The sequence below is a fragment of the Mesorhizobium sp. B264B1B genome (assembly GCF_020165765.1).
Classification (GTDB): Bacteria; Pseudomonadota; Alphaproteobacteria; order Rhizobiales; family Rhizobiaceae; genus Mesorhizobium.
In genome coordinates this window covers 14,612-31,947 of the sequence record NZ_JAIUIS010000005.1, presented here as the reverse complement: position 1 = coordinate 31,947, position 17,336 = coordinate 14,612, and the positions used below count along the sequence as shown (strand labels likewise).

Genomic DNA, 17,336 nt, shown 5'->3' with positions numbered 1-17,336 from the left:
GCATGGCGGAGTTGCGTGGAGCGCTGATCGGTTGCGGCTTCTTCGCCGTCAACCAGATGCATGCCTGGCGCGACATAGAGGGCGCCTCGATCGTCGCCATCTGCGACCGCGATCCGGAGCGGTTGCGGATCGTCGGCGACCAGTTCGGCGTGGCGCGGCGCTACACCGATGCGGCGGAACTTTTCACCGCCGAGACGCTCGACTTCGTCGACATCGCCACCACTGTCGGCAGCCATCGACCGCTGGTCGAGATGGCGGCCGCGCATGGTGTTCCCGTCATCTGCCAGAAGCCGTTCGCGCCGACGCTTGGCGATGCCAAGGCGATGGTCGCGGCCTGTGCCAAGGCCGGCGTGCCGCTTATGGTGCATGAGAACTTCCGCTGGCAGTCGCCGATCCAGGCGGTGCGCGCCCTGCTCGACAAGGGCGAGATCGGCACGCCGTTCTTCGGCCGCATCTCCTTCCGCTCCGGCTATGACGTGTTTTCCGGCCAGCCCTATCTGGCGACCGGAAAACGCTTCATCATCGAGGACCTCGGCATCCACATCCTCGACATCGCCCGCTTCCTGCTCGGCGACGTCACGAGCCTGACCGCGCGGACCACACGCATCAACCCCGCGATCGCCGGCGAGGATGTGGCGACGATGCTCATGGATCATGCCGGCGGCGCCACGTCGGTTGTCGATTGCAGCTATGCGACCAAGCTTGCCACCGAGCCGTTCCCGGAAACACTTATCGAGCTCGACGGCGTCGACGGCACGATCCGGCTGGCGCAGGGCTACCGGCTGACCGTCACCGGCAAGAGCGGAACCAGAGTGAGCGATGTCTCGCCGCCGCTCCTGCCCTGGGCCTCGCGGCCATGGCACAACATCCAGGAAAGCGTGCTGGCCATCCAGCGGCACTGGGTCGACTGCCTTGTCGGCGGCAAGGAGCCGGCGACCTCGGGCGCCGACAATCTGAAGACATTCGCCCTGGTCGAGGCCGCCTATGCGGGTGCTGCGAGCCGCGAACCGGTGCAGATCGAAGCCTTGCTGCAATGACGGCCGACGTGTTCGATCTTTACGGCACACGGGCGGCCGAAGCGGCACCGATCCTGCTGCAGGCGGGCGCGCTGAGTGCCGAGCTGGTCAATGGCAATCTGCGCACAATCCGGCATGCCGGCACCGAAGTGCTGCGCGCCATCGCCTATATCGTACGCGACCGCGACTGGGGCACTTATGAGCCGGAGCTGACGGACCTGACCATCGACCAGAAGGTCGACCGTTTCTCGGTAAGCTATGAGGCGAATTGCACCGGCCCGGGCGGCAGCAGCCTGCGCTTCCACGCGACGATCGAAGGCTCCGCCGACGGCAGGCTGGTCTTCGATGTGACAACGCTGCCGGAGAGCGATTTCGAGACCAACCGCTGCGGCTTCTGCATCCTGCATCCGATCGCCGGCCTCGCCGGCAGCCCGGTGACGGTGGAGCACACCGATGGCAGGGTGGTGGACACGGAACTGCCTGATCTGATCGACCCATGGCAGCCCTTCAAGGACCTGCGTGCCATCACCCATGCAGTGCGTCCCGGCGTCAGCGCCGAATGCAGGATGGAAGGCGATACTTTCGAAATGGAGGACCAGCGCAACTGGTCGGACGCCTCCTACAAGACCTATGTGCGGCCGCTGGCCTTGCCGTGGCCCTATGTGCTGCCGGCCGGCGAACCGCTGCGCCAGACGGTGAGCCTGCGCCTCACCGGCGGCGCCGGGATGCCCGCCGCGACCGCGAGTGCCGAACCGGTCCGCATCGAACTCGGCGAGACCGGGCCGAGGCTGCCCGATGTCGGCGTGATCGTCTATCCCGAGGACGTAGAGGCAACGCTGGCCGAACTGCCGATGCTCGCAAGGCTCGGTCCGCAGCAACTCCTGTTCCACTTCGATCCGACGCGCGGCCACGGCCTGGACGCGCTGCGCGCCCATGCCCGGCTCGCCGCGGCGCATCCCGCCTCGACCACGCTCGAATGCGTGGTGGCCTGCACGGGCGACCTCGATGCCGAATTCTCCGATGTCGCCGATATGGTGCGCCGGGTCGGCCTGCGGCTCGATGCGGTTGCCGTCTCGCCTTCGGTCGACCGCCAGTCGACGCCGCCGGGCAGCGCCTGGCCGGCATGCCCGCCGCTGGAAGAAATCTATGCCGCGGCGCGGCGCGCCTTTCCCGGGATCCGCCTCGGCGGCGGCATGTTCAGCTATTTCACCGAGCTCAACCGTAAGCGCGTGCCCGCCGACCAACTCGATTTCGTCACGCACTGCACCTGTCCGATCGTTCACGCCGCCGACGATCTCAGCGTCATGCAATCGCTGGAGGCGCTGCCCTTCATCACCCGGTCGACCCGGGCGATCTTCGGCGACAAGCCTTACCGGATCGGCCCGTCGACCATTGCCATGCGACAGAACCCCTATGGCGGTGCGACCAAGGACAATTTTGCCGGCCAACGCATTGCCATGGCGAACCGTGATCCCCGCCATGCCGCGCAGTTTGCCGCCGCCTGGACCATTGGCTATGCCGCGCGCGTCGCGCCGGCCGGGCTGGAGATGCTGACACTGTCCAGCATCACCGGACCATTCGGCGTGCTGGCCGCATCCGGCGAACCTGTCGCCGAGGGATCGCCGCGGCCGATTTTCCGGGCCGTCCAAGGGCTTTGCGAACTGGCTGGGCTCGCGCATGTTGCCGCGAAAACAAGCGACGAGACGCGTGTTGCGGCGCTGGCCGGTCGCGCCGCCTCGGGCGACATTGCCGTCTGGCTGGCGAACCTGACGGCGAACGACGTCCCGGTTGATGTTTCGGCACTGGGTCAGGGCCATCTTACGATGTCGCCCTACGCCATTGTCCGGGTTGGCTAGAGCTACTTATCGGAATTCATCACATAGAGCGCACGCGAGCGTTCGAGATGCTTGATCATCGCCTTTTCGGCGCCGTCGGCATCACGGTGCTCAATGCGGTCGATGATCTCCTCATGCTCGGTAAGCGTGTATTGTTCCTTGCCGGTCCAGATCAGCATCTCGGTGTGGTATTCCTTCAGCCAGCCGAGCGTGGCTTCGCTGACTGCGACATAGATCGGATTGCCCGATATCGCCGATATCTGGGTGTGGAACTTCATGTCGGCGGAGATGAAGGCTTCGGAATCACCGCGCGCGGCGCGCTGCTCGGCCACCGTTGCCCTGAGCCGCTGCACATCCTCGGCGGTCGCCTTTTCCGCGGCTTCCCTGACCATGCCGCGCTCGAAGAAGATGCGCGCCGTCTTCAGGTGCTCCAGCGTGTCCCTCGATGAAGACAGGATGATCTTGGCCGCGCCGTCGACCTGCTTGATGATCGATTTGGCGGTTAGTTGCAGCACCTTGGCGCGCTCGCCATGCGAGATGGCGACCAGTCCCATATTGCTCAGCGCCTGCATGGCCTCGCGGATCGCCGGCCGGCCGACCTCGAAGCGCTCCATCAACTCGCGTTCGGACGGCATGTCGTCGCCCGGCTGCAGCTCGCCGCTGGTGATCAGCCGCTTCAGCCTTGCAAAGACTTCGTCGGAAAGTTTGCGCCGGACGATCGGCTCCGAACGGTTCATCGTGACGAATCACTCCCTGGCCCGGTTCCTGTTTAGCATTCCAGGCAGGATTACCGGAATGCCTGCGCCTGGAGCGGTCCCGCGATTTCATGCAATCGCCAAGCCGCGCCAGCTGTTTGTTCCAGGCATTCCGAACGAAAAACGCCGCTCATTTCCCGGAATTGCCGAAGCCGGCCCTCTTGCCGAAGTCGGGATATTGCTTGCAATACTTAGGTACTCATTATACCAGATTTCCTGCGCGACAAAACTTTTTTCGAACCCTTTTCAAGCGGCCGACAGACCATGATCACGCTTACCTATCGCATCGAAACCTCTGGCAGCATCGAAGCGCTGGCGGCCAAGATCGCGAGCGACCAGTCGACCGGCACCTTCGTCCCACTGCCCGGCGAGACGGAGGAATTAAAGGCGCGTGTGGCGGCTCGTGTGCTGGCGATCAGGCCGCTGCCCGATGCCGAGCAGCCGTCGCTTCCCGGATCCGGGAACGGCCCCTTCCGGCGCGCCGATGTCGATATCGGCTTCCCGTTCGACGCCATCGGCACCGACCTGTCGGCGCTGATGACGATCGCCATCAGCGGCACCTATTCGATCAGGGGCCTGTCCGGTATCCGGGTCATCGACATGAAGCTGCCGGAACAATACCGGGGCGCCCATCCCGGCCCGCAATTCGGCGTTGCCGGCAGCCGCAGGCTGACCGGGGTCGAGGGCCGTCCCATCATCGGCACCATCGTCAAGCCGGCGCTTGGCCTCAGGCCGCACGAGACAGCCGCGATGGTGGGCGAACTGATCGAAGCCGGCGTCGATTTCATCAAGGACGACGAGAAGCTGATGAGCCCGGCCTATTCGCCGCTCGCTGAGCGGGTGAAGGCGATCATGCCGCTGATCCGCGACCACGAGCAAAAGACCGGCAAGAAAGTGATGTACGCCTTCGGCATCTCGCATGCCGATCCCGACGAGATGATGCGCAACCACGATCTGGTGCTGGAAGCCGGCGGCAATTGCGCGGTCGTCAACATCAACTCCATCGGATTCGGCGGCATGGCTTTCCTCAGGAAGCGCTCCGGGCTGGCGCTGCATGCGCACCGCAATGGCTGGGACATTCTCACCCGCCATCCCGGCCTCGGCATGGATTTCAAGGTATGGCAGCAATTCTGGCGGCTGCTCGGCGTCGACCAGTTCCAGATCAACGGTATCGGCTCGAAATACTGGGAGCCGGACGATTCTTTCATCCGCTCTTTCGAAGCGGTGACCACGCCGCTGTTTTCATCATACGATTGCGCGCTGCCCGTGGCCTGCTCCGGCCAATGGGGCGGCCAGGCGCCCGAGACCTATGAGCGCACCGGCCGCACGGTCGATCTCCTCTATCTCTGCGGCGGCGGCATCGTCAGCCATCCGGACGGGCCCGGCGCCGGGGTGCGCGCGGTGCTGCAAGCGTGGCAGGCCGCGGTCGAGGGCATTGCCCTCGACGAATTCGCGCGCGACCATGCCGAGCTGGCACGCTCGATCGAGAAATTCAGCGACGGCAAGGCGGCCTGAGCGAAGCCATGCAGAACCTGCTCCTGAGCTATTATGGCGACGACCTCACCGGCTCGACGGATGTCATGGAGGCGCTCGAGCTCGGCGGCGTGCCGACGGTGCTGTTCATGCGTCGGCCCGATGAGCGCCTGCTGGCGCGATTTTTCCATTGCCGCGCCGTCGGACTGGCCGGCACCAGCCGAAGCGAAACGCCGCAATGGATGGAGCAGAATCTGGCGCCCGCCTTCGAATGGCTGAAGAGCCTCGAAGCGGCGATCTGCCATTACAAGATCTGTTCGACCTTCGATTCCAGCCCGACGGTCGGCAATATCGGCCGCGCCATCGAGATCGGCCGGCGCATCTTCGGCCAGAGTAGCGTGCCGATGGTCGTCGGCGCGCCGCAGCTCAAGCGCTACACGGCCTTCGGCAATCTTTTCGCGGCGTTCCGCGGCGAGTATTTCCGCATCGACAGGCATCCGGTGATGAGCAGGCATCCGGTGACGCCGATGAACGAAGCAGACCTGCTCGTGCATCTCTCGCGCCAGACCAGTCTCAGCTCCGGCCTTGTCGACCTGGCTGCATTGCAGACCGACGATCTCGCGCAAACGGTCGACCAGGCCGTGCAAAACAGGGCGATCATCCTGTTTGATGTCGAAAGCCGCCAGACACAGAGACGCGTCGGCGAACAGATCTGGCGCATCCATGACCAAGGCCATGGCTTCGTCGTCGGATCCTCGGGCGTCGAATATGCCTTGCTTGCCGAATGGGCCGGCAAAGGCATTGCCTCCGGGCAGGCGTCGTTCGCGCCGCCGGGACCGGTAGACCGCCTCGCGGTGGTCTCGGGCAGCGTGTCGCCGACCACCGAAAAGCAGATCCGCCACGCCCTTGCCCACGGTTTCGACGGCGTCGAGATGGATGCCATGCAACTGGTCACGGAGGGCGCCAAGGAGGCAATCGAGCGCGCCGTCGCGAGCGGATTGGCAAGCCTGGCTGCGGGGCGCAGCGTCATCCTCTACACCGCGCTTGGCCCACAGGCCGACCGTGGCGCCGAGATCGACCGGATCGAAGGTGCGCGAAACACGCTCGGGCGAGCGCTGGGAACAATCCTGCGCCGGTTAATCGTGGAACAGAAACTCAAGCGCGCGGTGATCGCCGGCGGCGACACCTCCAGTCACGCGCTCGGACAATTGGCCATCGACGCGCTGACCGTGCGCATGCCGTTGCCGCAATCGCCGGGATCACCGCTCTGTGTCGCCCATGGCGGCGGCGCAATCGATGGACTCGAAATCGCGCTCAAGGGCGGCCAGGTCGGCACCGACGCCTATTTCGAGACGATCCGGCTGGGAAGCTAGACGTTTGTTTTTGCGCAATTCCATAGGGAAAGCGCTACGCGCTTTTCCCGGAAAACCGTACACACTTTTCCTGGAATTGCTCTAAGCCGTTGCCATGATGACGTGAGCCTGAATTTTGGCGGCCACCGCGCCGCTGCCATGTCTGTCTGCAATCGCGGATGCGGCGTAGTCGGTCGCGGCTTGCAGCTTCCCAGCCTCCCGGGCCTCGATTTCGGTGCGAAGCACAGTTCCCTGGCAATAAGCGACGGCGGGAAGGCGCGGCGAGGATGCACGGCTTTGTTCGGCTCTCGTCTCGATCATTACACCGGAGAACCCAGTTTCCTCCAGCTCGCGACGGATCACTGCCTTGTCGTGGTAGCCATGCGGCGTGCGTGCCAGAAAGCGCGGCGGATCGTCGGGGAAGATCCTTGCGAGAGCATTCGTCACATCATCGGCAAAGACGTTCTCCTCGATGCGATCCCATACGCTGAACAGGAAATGTCCGCCCGGCCTCAGGACACGCCTGGCTTCGCGGTAGGCAGATGGCCGGTCGGGAAAGAACATCGCACCGAACTGACAGCAGACGAGGTCGAAGGCCGCATCTTCAAACGGCAGCGCCAAGGCGTCCGCCCGACGCCATGTGATGCGACCGTCGGGAGGTTGTCGCGAAGCGGCGTAGTCGAGCATCGGCTGGTTGAGGTCGGTTACGGTATAGCTTGCGCCGGGAGACAATTTCGGCGCCAATGCGCGGGTAACGACCCCGGTGCCGGCGGCCGTCTCCAAAACCGCGGCGGGCGACAGGGACGCTGCTCGCGCTACAAGATCCGCAGCGAACGGCTCGAAAATCAACGGCACCATATAGCGGTCGTAGTTTTCCGGTATGGAGCCAGCGAATACCTTGTCCGTTTCCAGCGTTGCCATCACCCGCCCTCTGCCTAGAGGCTCGGGAGATTAGCATATCATTGCTTGTTTTGCGCCGTTTTCGGCGGAGACGACCAGTCCAGCTCCAAATCAAAGAGATAGAGCATGACGTCGTCCGAAAACCGCTTCGCTATCGGCATCAGGCCTTAGTACAGGGGCTCGGCCATGTGCCTGGGCGCCGGCCACTGCGTCGTGACGCCGGGCTGCACCGGCCGCTCGAGATAGGTCGACAGCACCACGTAGCTGCGCGTCGAGGTGACGCCGGGTGTCTCGTAGAGGCGCGAGAGCAGGCCTTCGAGCGCCCGCGTGTCCTCCGTGCGGACCTTCAGCAGCATGCAGGTGTCGCCCGCAACCGTGTGGATCTCCTCGACCTCCGGATATTGCGAAACCGCCATCAGCTCCGGCGTCTTGCCCCAGCCCTTGGTGTCGATATGCACGAATGCCAGCAGCGGCTTCTTGACCGCCTTGGGGTCGATGATGGCAGCCGTGCCGCGAATGGCGCCGCTGCGCCGAAGGCGCTTGACGCGCTCATGCGCGGCGGGCGGCGAGAGGCCGACACGATCGCCAAGCTCAGCATAGCTGACCGTGGCGTCGTCGACGAGAACGCCTAATATCTTTCTGTCGATCGCGTCGAGATCGCGGGGCGCCGGCCTGTTCTGCGGAATGCCATTTGTTTCTTCGTCCATAGTGGAAATTCCCGATTGTAGCCGAATAAAATACGGCCATTATGAATATATGTCGAACAGAGATCAAGCAGCAACCCTGGGTGCGAATGCCCGGCCGCCCATCCCGGCGCTGGCCTATCTCTTGACCGGATGCATCGCCGTCATCGGCTCGAACTCCCTGGTGCTGGGTCCAATTGCTCCCGCCGTGGCCGTGTCGTTCGCGACCAGCGTGCCTGTCGTTATGATGGCGGCCGCCGCCTTCGGCCTCGGCACCTCGGCGAGCGCCCTGTTCCTGGCACGCTACATCGACCGGGTCGGCGCGCGCCGGATGCTTCAGGCGGCCTTGCTGTTGCTGACGTTGGCGCTTGTCGCAAGCGCGGTGGCGCCGACGGTGACGGCGCTGGTCGCTGCGCAGCTTCTCACCGGCATCGCCGCCGGCGTCGCCATGCCGGCAATCTATGCCAGTTCCGCGGCGATTGCCCCACCTGGACGGGAAAGCGGAACGATCGGCGTTGTGCTGACCGGATGGACGCTCAGCATGGTGGCCGGCGTTTCGCTGTCGGCGGTGCTTGCCGATCTCGTGCACTGGCGGGCCGTCTTCGCCGCCGTGGCGCTGCTGGCGGCGCTGGCGCTTGGCAGCCTTACCGCATCGTCACTCCCGGATGTCAGAAAGGCCGGCCCGGCTCCAGCGCCGCTCGAGGCGCTCGGCATTCCCGGCATCGTGCCGCTTCTGATCGCCTGCGGTGCTTTCATGACCGCCTTCTACGGTGTCTATGGCTATCTTGGCGACCATCTGCACAGCGGGCTGGGCCAGCCGGTCAGCGCCAACGGCCTGGCCGCACTCGCCTATGGGGCCGGGTTCGGCACGGCGGCGCTCTTCGACGGCATCATCGATCGCCTGGGGGCTCGCCGCGTCATGCCCTTCGCTTACCTGCTCGTCGCCATCGTCTATGTCGCGATCGCCGCGACAAGCAACAGCTATGGCATGATGCTCGCCATGGTGGCGGCTTGGGGTCTCGCCAATCACTTCGGTCTGAACGTGCTGGTGATGCGCCTGTCGGCGCTCGATCCGTCACGGCGCGGCACGATCATGGGCCTGAACAGCGCGGTGACATATCTGGCGGTCTTTGTCGGCACCACCGGCTTCGGGCCGCTATATTCGGATTTCGGCTTTGCCGCATCGGCAATTGTGGCGGCGTTGCTGATGCTGGTCGCGGCTTCGGCCGCCGCCTGGCGCCCGCGCCAGCCACACAGGACGTGATGGGCCACCAGCCCGCGCGCGGTTGACAGCGGCGCCCCTGCCCTTCCATACAAAGCCGTTAATGTTCTCAGGGCGGGGTGAAAGTCCCCACCGGCGGTAAGGACTCCTGATTGCGCACGATTTCTTTCCGAAAACCGGTCCGGTTTTCGGGGTCATGCGCGGGACCCAAGCCCGCGAGCGCTTTCCGGCAAAACCGGAAGGGTCAGCAGATCCGGTGTGATTCCGGAGCCGACGGTTACAGTCCGGATGGAAGAGAACGAAACGGAAGACGGACCGCCCCGGCGGCCGGTTTTCGTATCGTGCGTCCTGATTCTGGTTCGAAACGGAAGGATGGACCCATGAATCAGCATTCCCACAAAGACTATGAAACGACCCGCGTTGCCGTTGTCAGGGCGCGCTGGCACGCGGATATCGTCGACCAGTGTGTCGCTGCCTTCGAGGCGGAGCTTGCTGCACTGGGCGACGGCCGCTTTGCCGTCGAAATCTTCGACGTGCCCGGCGCCTACGAGATCCCGCTGCACGCCAAGACATTGGCCGAGACGGGTCGCTACGCCGCGATCCTCGGCGCTGCCTTCGTCGTCAATGGCGGCATCTACCGGCACGAATTCGTCGCCGGCGCGGTCATCGACGGCATGATGAATGTGCAGTTGACGACCAGCGTGCCGGTGCTTTCGGCGGTACTGACGCCGCACAATTACCACGACAGCTCCGAGCACCACCGCTTCTTCCTCGAGCACTTCCAGGTAAAGGGCAAGGAAGCGGCCGGCGCATGCCTCCAGATTCTGGCGGCGCGAAGGCACATCGCCGCCTGAAACAGCCGAGAGCGGGGTGGAAATCGCGGTAACAGCCTGTAGTATCTCAGGAAAATGCCGAGTTCGGGAGGATGCCGGTGCAGACCAAGAAGATCATCAATGACGGCAACCGTGCCGTCGACGAGATGCTAGAGGGGATTCTGGCCGCGCATCCCAGCCATCTCAGGAGCGCGGACGGCAGCCAGCGCTCGATCATCGCCCGCAACGGACCGCGTCCCGGCAAGGTCGGGCTCGTCGTCGGCGGCGGCTCGGGCCATGAGCCGACCTTTCTCGGCTTTGTCGGCAAGGGCCTGGCGGATGCGGCGGCGATTGGCAATGTCTTTGCCTCGCCGCCACCCGATCCCATCCTTGAATGCGCCAAGGCGGCGAACGGCGGCGCGGGCGTCCTGTTCACGTACGGCAACTATGCCGGAGACGTGATGAATTTCGACATGGCGGCCGAAATGGCCGCCATGGACGACATTGAGGTGCGCACGGTGCTGACCACCGACGATGTCGCCTCGGCACCGCGCGACCAGCGGCAGAAGCGTCGCGGCGTCGCCGGCAATTTCTTCGTCTTCAAGGCGGCCGGCGCGGCCTGTGACCGCATGCTCTCCTTCGACGAATGCGAGCGCATGGCGCGCAAGGCCAACGACCATACCTTCACCATGGGCGTGGCGCTGTCGCCCTGCTCGCTGCCGCAGACCCGGCGGCCGAATTTCGAGATCGGCGCCGACGAGATGGAGATCGGCATGGGCATCCATGGCGAGCCGGGCATCGCGCGCGGCAAGCTCGGGACCGCCGACGAGATCAGCGACGAGATGCTGGACAATATCCTTGCCGAGATGGCGCCTTCGCGTGGCGACAAGGTTGCGGTGCTGGTCAATTCGCTGGGCTCGACACCGTTGATGGAGCTCTACATCATGAACCGTCGCGTCAAGCAGCGTCTCGACGACATCGGCGTTTCCATCCATGCGACCTGGGTCGGCAATTACTGCACGTCGCTCGAAATGGCCGGCGCCTCGGTGACGCTGTTCCATCTCGATGGCGAGTTGCAGACCATGCTCGACCATCCGTGCGACTGCGCCATGTTCCGCGCCGGCTGAGGAGTGACCCGTGAGCATCGATAGCGCTGACCTGAAGAGAATGTTCGATGCGATCGCGGTGGCGATCGAAGCCGACAAGGACCGGCTCTGCCAGCTCGACGGCGTCATCGGCGACGCCGATCACGGCATCGCCATGGCGCTCGGCTTCAACGCGGTGCGCGACGCGCTGGCGCCACTCGACCTGACGGCGACCGAGCCGACCGCGCTTCTCAACATGGCGGCTAAATCGTTCCTCAACGCGGTCGGTGCGTCGTCTGGCCCGCTCTATGCCACCGCCTTCATGCGCGCCGCCGCTGCCGTCAAGGGCAAGACCACGCTAGCTGATGCGGATGTCGTCGCGCTGTTCCAGGCGATGGCGCAAGGCATCCGCGATCGCGGCAAGGCCGAGATCGGCGAGAAGACGATGATCGACGCCTGGTTGCCGGCGGCGGAAGCGGCCGGCGCCAGCAATGCGGCGGGAAAAGGTCTTGCCGAAAGCCTCGACGCGGCAGTGGACGCGGCGCGCCTGGGGGCCGAGGCGACCAAGGACATGATCGCCGTCAAGGGCCGCTCCTCGCGGCTCGGCGAACGCTCGCTCGGCCATATCGACCCCGGCGCCGCCTCGGCCGTGACCGTCATCGAGGCTTTGCGCGACAACCTGGCTTAGGCCTGCTTCGCTTCATCGAGCTTGTTGATCGCCTGGACATTGCCGGCCGACGGTCCCTTCTCGTCGAACTCCGAGGCCAACCAGGTATCGACGATCGCCTTGGCGAGTTCCGGGCCGATGACGCGGGCGCCCATGGTGATGATCTGCGCGTTGTTGGATTTGGCGGCGCGCTCCGCGGAATAGGTGTCGTGGGTGAGTGCCGCCCGGATGCCAGGCACCTTGTTGGCCGAGATCGAGACGCCGATGCCGGTGCCGCAGAACAGGATGCCGCGGTCGTTCTCGCCGTCGATGATCGTCTGGGCGAGCTTTTGTGACAGGTCGGCATAAAAGCCGGCCTGGCTGAGGTCGCTGACGGTGAGGCCGGATTTTGTCGCGAGATGCGCGGCGATGACATCAAGCAACGGCTTGCCGGCGCTGTCGGCTCCAATGGCTATTTTCATGGTCGTGTCCTTTCTTGAATGAGATTTCGTTCGTTCAGATCGCCGCCGAGGCGCGCCTGAGGATGTCGATGTAGCCCTCCGCCTGCCAGGCCGAGCGGCCGATAAAGAGGCCATCGATGCTGGGCTGGCCGATCAGCTCGGCCGCGTTGCCGGGATTGACGCTGCCGCCATAGAGCACCGGCGGGATGGACGGCAGCAGGCCGCCGGCCACTTTCTTGATCAGCGCCTGCTGTTTTTCGGCATAGGCGGAGCTGGCCGGAATACCCTTGTCGCCGATCGCCCAGACCGGCTCATAGGCAAACAGGATTTTTGCCGCCTTCGCCTCGCCTTCGAGGAACAGCAGCGCACCCTCGACCTGGCCGGTCAACACCGCATCCGCCTTGCCGTTTTCGCGCTCCGCCAGCGTCTCGCCGACGCAGATCAGCGGTATCAGTCCGTGCTTGACGGCGGCCGCCGTCTTCAGGCCGACGGTGCGATCGGCCTCGCCGAAATGCTCGCGCCGTTCGCTGTGGCCGAGTTCGACCATGTCGAGACCGCAGTCGCTCAGCATCAGCGGCGAGATCTCGCCGGTCCAGGCCCCGGCATCGGCCCAGTGCATGTTCTGGGCACCGACCTTGACCCGCGTCGACGACAGCGCCTGCTTGACCTCGCGCACCGCCGTGAACGGGGGGATGACGAAAGGCTGGATGCGCTCGTCGAAGCCTGGCACGAAGCCGGCCAATGCCCCGGCGAAATCCAGCGCCTCGGCGAGCGTCTTGTTCATCTTCCAGCTTGTACCGACCCAATAAACCACGCCTGCGCTCCTTGATCCTCAATCCTTGTTGGCGACCACCGTCAGCGAAACGCCGGCGGCATCCAGTGCGGCGCGCATTCCGGGCTCGGGCGCGCGACCGGTGAAGACGGCATCGAACGCCTCGAGTTCGGTCAGGAAATGCAGCGCCGTGCGGCCGAACTTGCCGTGATCGACCAGAAGGTATTTGCGGGTCGCTGCTTCCATCATCAGCCGCTTGATCTGCACCACCTCCTGGTCCTGGTGGAAAGCGGAGGCGCCGTGGATAGCCGATGACGACAGGAAGGCGACGTCCGCGCGCAGCGATCTCAGCGAAGCCTCGGCAAGCAGTCCGAAGAAGCCGTGGAACTTCTTGCTATACTGGCCGCCGAGCGCAATCAGGTCGATGCCCCCGGCGCCGGCCAGGTCCTGGATGACGGCCAGATTGTTGGAGATCACCGTCAGCGGCCTGAAATCGGCGAGATGCCGTGCGATGCCGCCAGCCGTCGAGCCGTCGTCGATGATGACAGTCTGGCCGGGTTCGATCATCGCCACGGCGGCCGCCGCAAGACGCTGCTTTTCCCCTGTCGCCTGCTTCTGCCGGTAGCGAAAATCGCTTTCGAAGAGACCGCTCGGCTGGATCGAAGCGCCGCCACGCACCTTGCGCAGGAAACCGCTCTCCTCAAGGTCGTCGAGATCACGATGCACCGTCATCCTGGAGACGCCAAAGCGTGAGGCAAGGTCGTCGACGCTCGCCGCGCCGACGTCCATCAGAAAGTCCATGATGCCTTGACGCCTGTTATCGCTCTTCATTGCCGATGTCCGCCAACCGACGCTGGCTCCTCGATAAAGATAACATATTTCTTCCTGAAACTATCATGATTTTTGTGATAATGAGATATTTTCCTGGGATATTCCCGTGGCTTTCATCACGACCCTGTAACAAGAATTGCTGCCGGGACGGTGTCTGACGGTTGCGGTTGCACGGAAATCCGGCCAGAAGCATCGGTGGGCTGGACGATGCGCGGACAGCCAGCAAGCACAGGTTAGAAACCAGATACGGGAGACTATTCGTTGGCTCGCATCACACTGAGACAATTGCTCGATCACGCCGCCGAATACGGCTATGGCGTGCCGGCCTTCAACATGAACAACATGGAACAGGGCCTCGCCATCATGGAGGCTGCGGAGGAGACCAAGTCGCCGGTCATCCTGCAGGCAAGCCGCGGTGCGCGTGCCTATGCCAATGACGTGGTGCTGGCCAAGCTGATCGATGCGCTGGTCGAGATCCATCCCGACATCCCGGTCTGCATGCACCTCGACCACGGCAACAACGAGGCCACCTGCGTCACCGCGATCCAGCATGGTTTCACCTCGGTGATGATGGATGGATCACTCAAGGAGGACGGCAAGTCGCCGGCCGACTACGCCTATAATTCGGGCATCACCAAGCGCGTCGTCGACATGGCGCATTGGGGCGGCGTTTCGGTCGAGGGCGAGATCGGCGTGCTGGGCTCGCTGGAGAGCGGCGGCGGCGAGCAGGAGGACGGCCACGGCGTCGAAGGCGCGATCAGCCACGACCAATTGCTCACCGATCCGGTGCAGGCCGAGCAGTTCGTGCGCGACACCCATGTCGACGCGCTGGCGGTTGCCATGGGCACCAGCCACGGCGCCTATAAATTCTCGCGCAAGCCGGACGGCGCGGTGCTGGCGATGAACGTCATCGAGGAAATCCACCGCCGCCTGCCGAACATGCACCTGGTCATGCATGGTTCGTCCTCGGTGCCGGAGGATCTGCAGGAGATCATCAACAAATATGGCGGGCAGATGAAGCCGACCTGGGGCGTGCCGGTGGAAGAGATCCAGCGCGGAATCAAGCATGGCGTGCGCAAGATCAACATCGACACCGACAACCGCATGGCGCTGACCGGCGCGATCCGCAAGGTGCTGACGGAAAATCCCTCGGAATTCGATCCGCGTAAATATCTGACGCCGGCGATGGCGGCGATGAGGAAGCTGTGCAAGGAGCGTTTCGAGCAGTTCGGCACCGCCGGCAACGCGCCGAAGATCAAGCCGCTGCCGGTCTCGGAAATGGCCAAGCGTTACAAAGCGGGCAGCCTCGATCCGAAATTCGGCTAAACGACCAGTTCCCGGAGCGGTTCAGTGTTGGATAGAACCGCCGAACCGCTCCAGCTCTTTACGGGATGAGAACACCGGCCGAGGTCGCGGAACGTCCTGCGCGGCGAAGCCCAACCGTGTCAAACAGGCTCGCGCCAAGGCTGCATTGCTGTCGATGACGACCAATCCGTTCGTAGGGTTGAGGCTGGCGGCCACCACCGACAGTTCGGTGCAGCCGAGAACGGCCGTATCGGCGCCGGCCGATCGCGCGATTTCAAGCGCGCGCTCGGTTTCGCTCGCCGCCTCCGCGATCGAACCACCCTTGACCAGGCCGATCGCGCTATCGACGCGGCCCTGGAATTCCGTGACGGCGGGAAAGCAGAGCTCAAATCCCGCCGCCGACATCCTGTCCCGATAGAAGCCGGAGACCAGCGTGCCCTGCGTGGCGAGGATCGTAACCTTGCCTCGGCTCAGGCTACGATGGGTTTCAGCCACGACCGCGTCGGCGATATGGATGATCCGCGCCTGCGAGCTCGCCGCCAGCTGCTCATACCAATGATGGGCGGTGTTGCACGGCATCGCGATACAGGCAACGCCGAGCGCATTGAGCGTCGAGACCGCGGCTTTCAAAGACGGCAACGGACCGTCATGGCCGGCAAGGATCGCCTCGGTCCTGTCAGGCAGCTGAGGCACGCTGAGGATGACGGCGGGCACATGCTCATTGTCCCGGAACGCCTGGGTCATTCGGGTCAGCTTGAAGTAGAAGTCAGCCGATGCCAACGGCCCGAGACCGCCGATGACGCCGAGCTGGAGGCTGACGCCATGGTCGATCATCGGACGGGCTCGGCTTCGAGCTGTTCCGACGCCGCTTCGACAGGCTGCGTCGTCTCCCTGTGGCTGGGCGCGATCATTGCGGTGCTCGCCGCCACGGTGCAGACGCTGGACAGCGTCATGAACGTGTCGACGGCCGCGTCGACCGCGACGAACAGGGCGAACGCCGCCTCGAAGGGAATCTTCAGGTAGCCACAGACGATCGACATCTGGGACAGGATGAGCAGGCTGCCCATGCCGCCAGTCGTCAGCGCGAGAAGCGCCGAGGTGATGCCGACGAGCAGGAGGTCGGGGATTGCCAGCGGACGGCCGTAGAGCTGAGCGATGAAAAGAACACCCGACGTGTAAAGCAGCGCCGGGCCTGTCCGCAGCAATGCCGCCTGCAGCGGCACGAGCAGTTCGACGACCACGAGGCTGAACCGCAGACGCTCGCTCAGCAGGTTGATGACCCACGGAAGCGAGGCGACGGTAGAGCGCGTGGTGATGGCTACCATGAGAAGGGGCTGACAGGTCTTGATCGTGGCCCAGTAGCTTCGCCGAGAGCGGATGGCGATAACGCCAAATGCGCCGGCGATGAATGTGAGGCAGGAAAGACCCATCACCAGCAGATAACCGCCCATCAGCGTGAGCGGCTTGGTTCCGGTCGACGCGGTCTGATCCGCGATCAGGATGAAGGTTGCAAACGGCAATCCCCAGATGAACCAGTTGGTAAGGACCGTGCAGGCCCGGTAAACCGCGTTCAGCGCCTGAGACAGGCTCATGGACGAAGGCTGGGGAATCTTGCCCATCGCGAGCCCGAAAAGCAGGCAGAACAGCAGGACCTGGATGGTTTGACCGGAGGCCAGCGCGCTGAAGACGTTGTTCGGTACAAGATCGAGCAGTATCGAATGCCCGGTGTCGGATCCCTCATTGGGTGGTGGTTGGTAGGGGAATGCGAGATCGGTGGATACACTGCCCTGCGAATTGATGAACTCGCCAAGCTCGATGCGCGATTGAGGATTCTCGATCTGGCCCGGCTGAAGGACAAGCGAGTAGGTGCCACTCACCAATACGCTCAGGAACGACACGACCAGCACCGCCATACCCACCCGGCCAAGGTAACGGACCGAGTTGGGATCCTGAACCATCGACATGATCGAGAAGATGACCGACGAGACCAGGTAGGGCAGGACGACCATCTTGAGGAAATTCAGGTAGAGCTGCGCCACCGGGCTGATCGCATGGGCAAATGCTGGATAATAGAGGCCGCAAAGGATTCCCGCCCCGATCATCGCAATCGTCGTCGCGGGCGAGCGCAATATGCGCCTCGCCGCCAGGCGCCAATCGAAAGCCAAGGGTCCGGCTGCTTCCGTGACAG

General features: G+C 64.0%; 17 protein-coding genes and 1 riboswitch. Of the genes, 9 read left to right on the top strand and 8 right to left on the bottom strand.

Features of this window, described 5'->3' with window-relative positions:
• Nucleotides 1-2 precede the first annotated feature (2 nt).
• Nucleotides 3-1,037, top strand: coding sequence for a Gfo/Idh/MocA family protein (locus tag LB547_RS11720; protein ID WP_140580673.1), 1,035 nt, complete (start codon nt 3-5; stop codon nt 1,035-1,037).
• Entirely contained in the window at nt 1,034-2,872 is a 1,839-nt protein-coding gene (locus LB547_RS11715; protein WP_140649024.1) for a hypothetical protein, read from the top strand. Before LB547_RS11720 ends, LB547_RS11715 begins: the two co-directional genes overlap by 4 nt.
• Before the next feature lie 2 nt (nt 2,873-2,874).
• Here the strand turns inward: LB547_RS11715 and LB547_RS11710 are convergent, their stop codons facing one another.
• Nucleotides 2,875-3,588, bottom strand: a complete 714-nt coding sequence (locus tag LB547_RS11710) for a transcriptional regulator NanR (protein WP_140514647.1) — start codon at nt 3,586-3,588, stop codon at nt 2,875-2,877.
• A gap of 282 nt (nt 3,589-3,870) precedes the next feature.
• Between LB547_RS11710 and oiaX the strand changes: the two genes are divergently transcribed.
• Complete coding sequence (gene oiaX / locus LB547_RS11705; protein WP_140555486.1) at nt 3,871-5,121, top strand: 3-oxo-isoapionate-4-phosphate decarboxylase OiaX; 1,251 nt, start codon at nt 3,871-3,873, stop codon at nt 5,119-5,121.
• 8 nt (nt 5,122-5,129) lie between these two features.
• Nucleotides 5,130-6,452, top strand: coding sequence for a four-carbon acid sugar kinase family protein (locus LB547_RS11700; RefSeq protein ID WP_140520887.1), 1,323 nt, complete (start codon nt 5,130-5,132; stop codon nt 6,450-6,452).
• An 81-nt stretch (nt 6,453-6,533) separates the two neighbouring features.
• On the opposite strand, the gene LB547_RS11695 is transcribed toward LB547_RS11700, so the two are convergent.
• Entirely contained in the window at nt 6,534-7,352 is an 819-nt protein-coding gene (locus LB547_RS11695; protein ID WP_140762509.1) for a class I SAM-dependent methyltransferase, read from the bottom strand.
• A gap of 146 nt (nt 7,353-7,498) precedes the next feature.
• A complete protein-coding gene (locus tag LB547_RS11690) occupies nt 7,499-8,038 on the bottom strand; it encodes an Lrp/AsnC family transcriptional regulator (protein WP_140497789.1) in 540 nt (179 codons plus the stop codon).
• Between the two features lie 49 nt (nt 8,039-8,087).
• Between LB547_RS11690 and LB547_RS11685 the strand changes: the two genes are divergently transcribed.
• The 4 genes from LB547_RS11685 to dhaL all read left to right on the top strand — a co-directional run bounded on the left by LB547_RS11685 (nt 8,088) and on the right by dhaL (nt 11,821).
• Nucleotides 8,088-9,278 carry an MFS transporter gene (locus LB547_RS11685; protein WP_140762511.1) on the top strand — a complete coding sequence of 397 codons (1,191 nt, stop codon included), beginning with the start codon at nt 8,088-8,090 and terminating at the stop codon, nt 9,276-9,278.
• A 59-nt stretch (nt 9,279-9,337) separates the two neighbouring features.
• Nucleotides 9,338-9,540: riboswitch (FMN riboswitch) on the top strand.
• Between the two features lie 76 nt (nt 9,541-9,616).
• Nucleotides 9,617-10,090, top strand: coding sequence for a 6,7-dimethyl-8-ribityllumazine synthase (locus tag LB547_RS11680; protein WP_140762515.1), 474 nt, complete (start codon nt 9,617-9,619; stop codon nt 10,088-10,090).
• Between the two features lie 77 nt (nt 10,091-10,167).
• Nucleotides 10,168-11,175, top strand: coding sequence for a dihydroxyacetone kinase subunit DhaK (locus tag LB547_RS11675; RefSeq protein ID WP_140762518.1), 1,008 nt, complete (start codon nt 10,168-10,170; stop codon nt 11,173-11,175).
• A 10-nt stretch (nt 11,176-11,185) separates the two neighbouring features.
• The gene (dhaL, locus tag LB547_RS11670) at nt 11,186-11,821 is read left to right on the top strand and encodes a dihydroxyacetone kinase subunit DhaL (RefSeq protein ID WP_181170887.1); all 636 of its coding nucleotides are present in this window, start codon (nt 11,186-11,188) and stop codon (nt 11,819-11,821) included.
• Here dhaL and LB547_RS11665 read toward each other — a convergent pair.
• The 3 genes from LB547_RS11665 to LB547_RS11655 are packed head-to-tail and all read right to left on the bottom strand — an operon-like array spanning nt 11,818 to nt 13,843.
• Nucleotides 11,818-12,261: an RpiB/LacA/LacB family sugar-phosphate isomerase gene (locus LB547_RS11665; RefSeq protein WP_140497783.1), complete on the bottom strand. Its 444-nt coding sequence runs from the start codon at nt 12,259-12,261 to the stop codon at nt 11,818-11,820. The two genes, dhaL and LB547_RS11665, sit on opposite strands and share 4 nt — an antisense overlap.
• A gap of 34 nt (nt 12,262-12,295) precedes the next feature.
• Nucleotides 12,296-13,054 carry a triose-phosphate isomerase gene (locus LB547_RS11660; RefSeq protein WP_140555498.1) on the bottom strand — a complete coding sequence of 253 codons (759 nt, stop codon included), beginning with the start codon at nt 13,052-13,054 and terminating at the stop codon, nt 12,296-12,298.
• An 18-nt stretch (nt 13,055-13,072) separates the two neighbouring features.
• Nucleotides 13,073-13,843 carry a DeoR/GlpR family DNA-binding transcription regulator gene (locus LB547_RS11655; RefSeq protein ID WP_140520894.1) on the bottom strand — a complete coding sequence of 257 codons (771 nt, stop codon included), beginning with the start codon at nt 13,841-13,843 and terminating at the stop codon, nt 13,073-13,075.
• A gap of 261 nt (nt 13,844-14,104) precedes the next feature.
• On the opposite strand from LB547_RS11655, the gene fba reads away from it, so the two are divergent.
• The gene (fba, locus tag LB547_RS11650) at nt 14,105-15,169 is read left to right on the top strand and encodes a class II fructose-bisphosphate aldolase (protein WP_140497777.1); all 1,065 of its coding nucleotides are present in this window, start codon (nt 14,105-14,107) and stop codon (nt 15,167-15,169) included.
• A gap of 21 nt (nt 15,170-15,190) precedes the next feature.
• Here fba and LB547_RS11645 read toward each other — a convergent pair whose 3' ends face one another.
• Both LB547_RS11645 and LB547_RS11640 read right to left on the bottom strand, forming a co-directional pair.
• On the bottom strand, nt 15,191-15,982 hold the full coding sequence (locus LB547_RS11645) for an aspartate/glutamate racemase family protein (protein WP_140559304.1): 792 nt from the start codon (nt 15,980-15,982) through the stop codon (nt 15,191-15,193).
• Entirely contained in the window at nt 15,979-17,277 is a 1,299-nt protein-coding gene (locus tag LB547_RS11640) for a dicarboxylate/amino acid:cation symporter (protein WP_224656269.1), read from the bottom strand. The genes LB547_RS11645 and LB547_RS11640 overlap by 4 nt, the downstream gene beginning before the upstream one ends.
• Nucleotides 17,278-17,336: the final 59 nt, after the last annotated feature.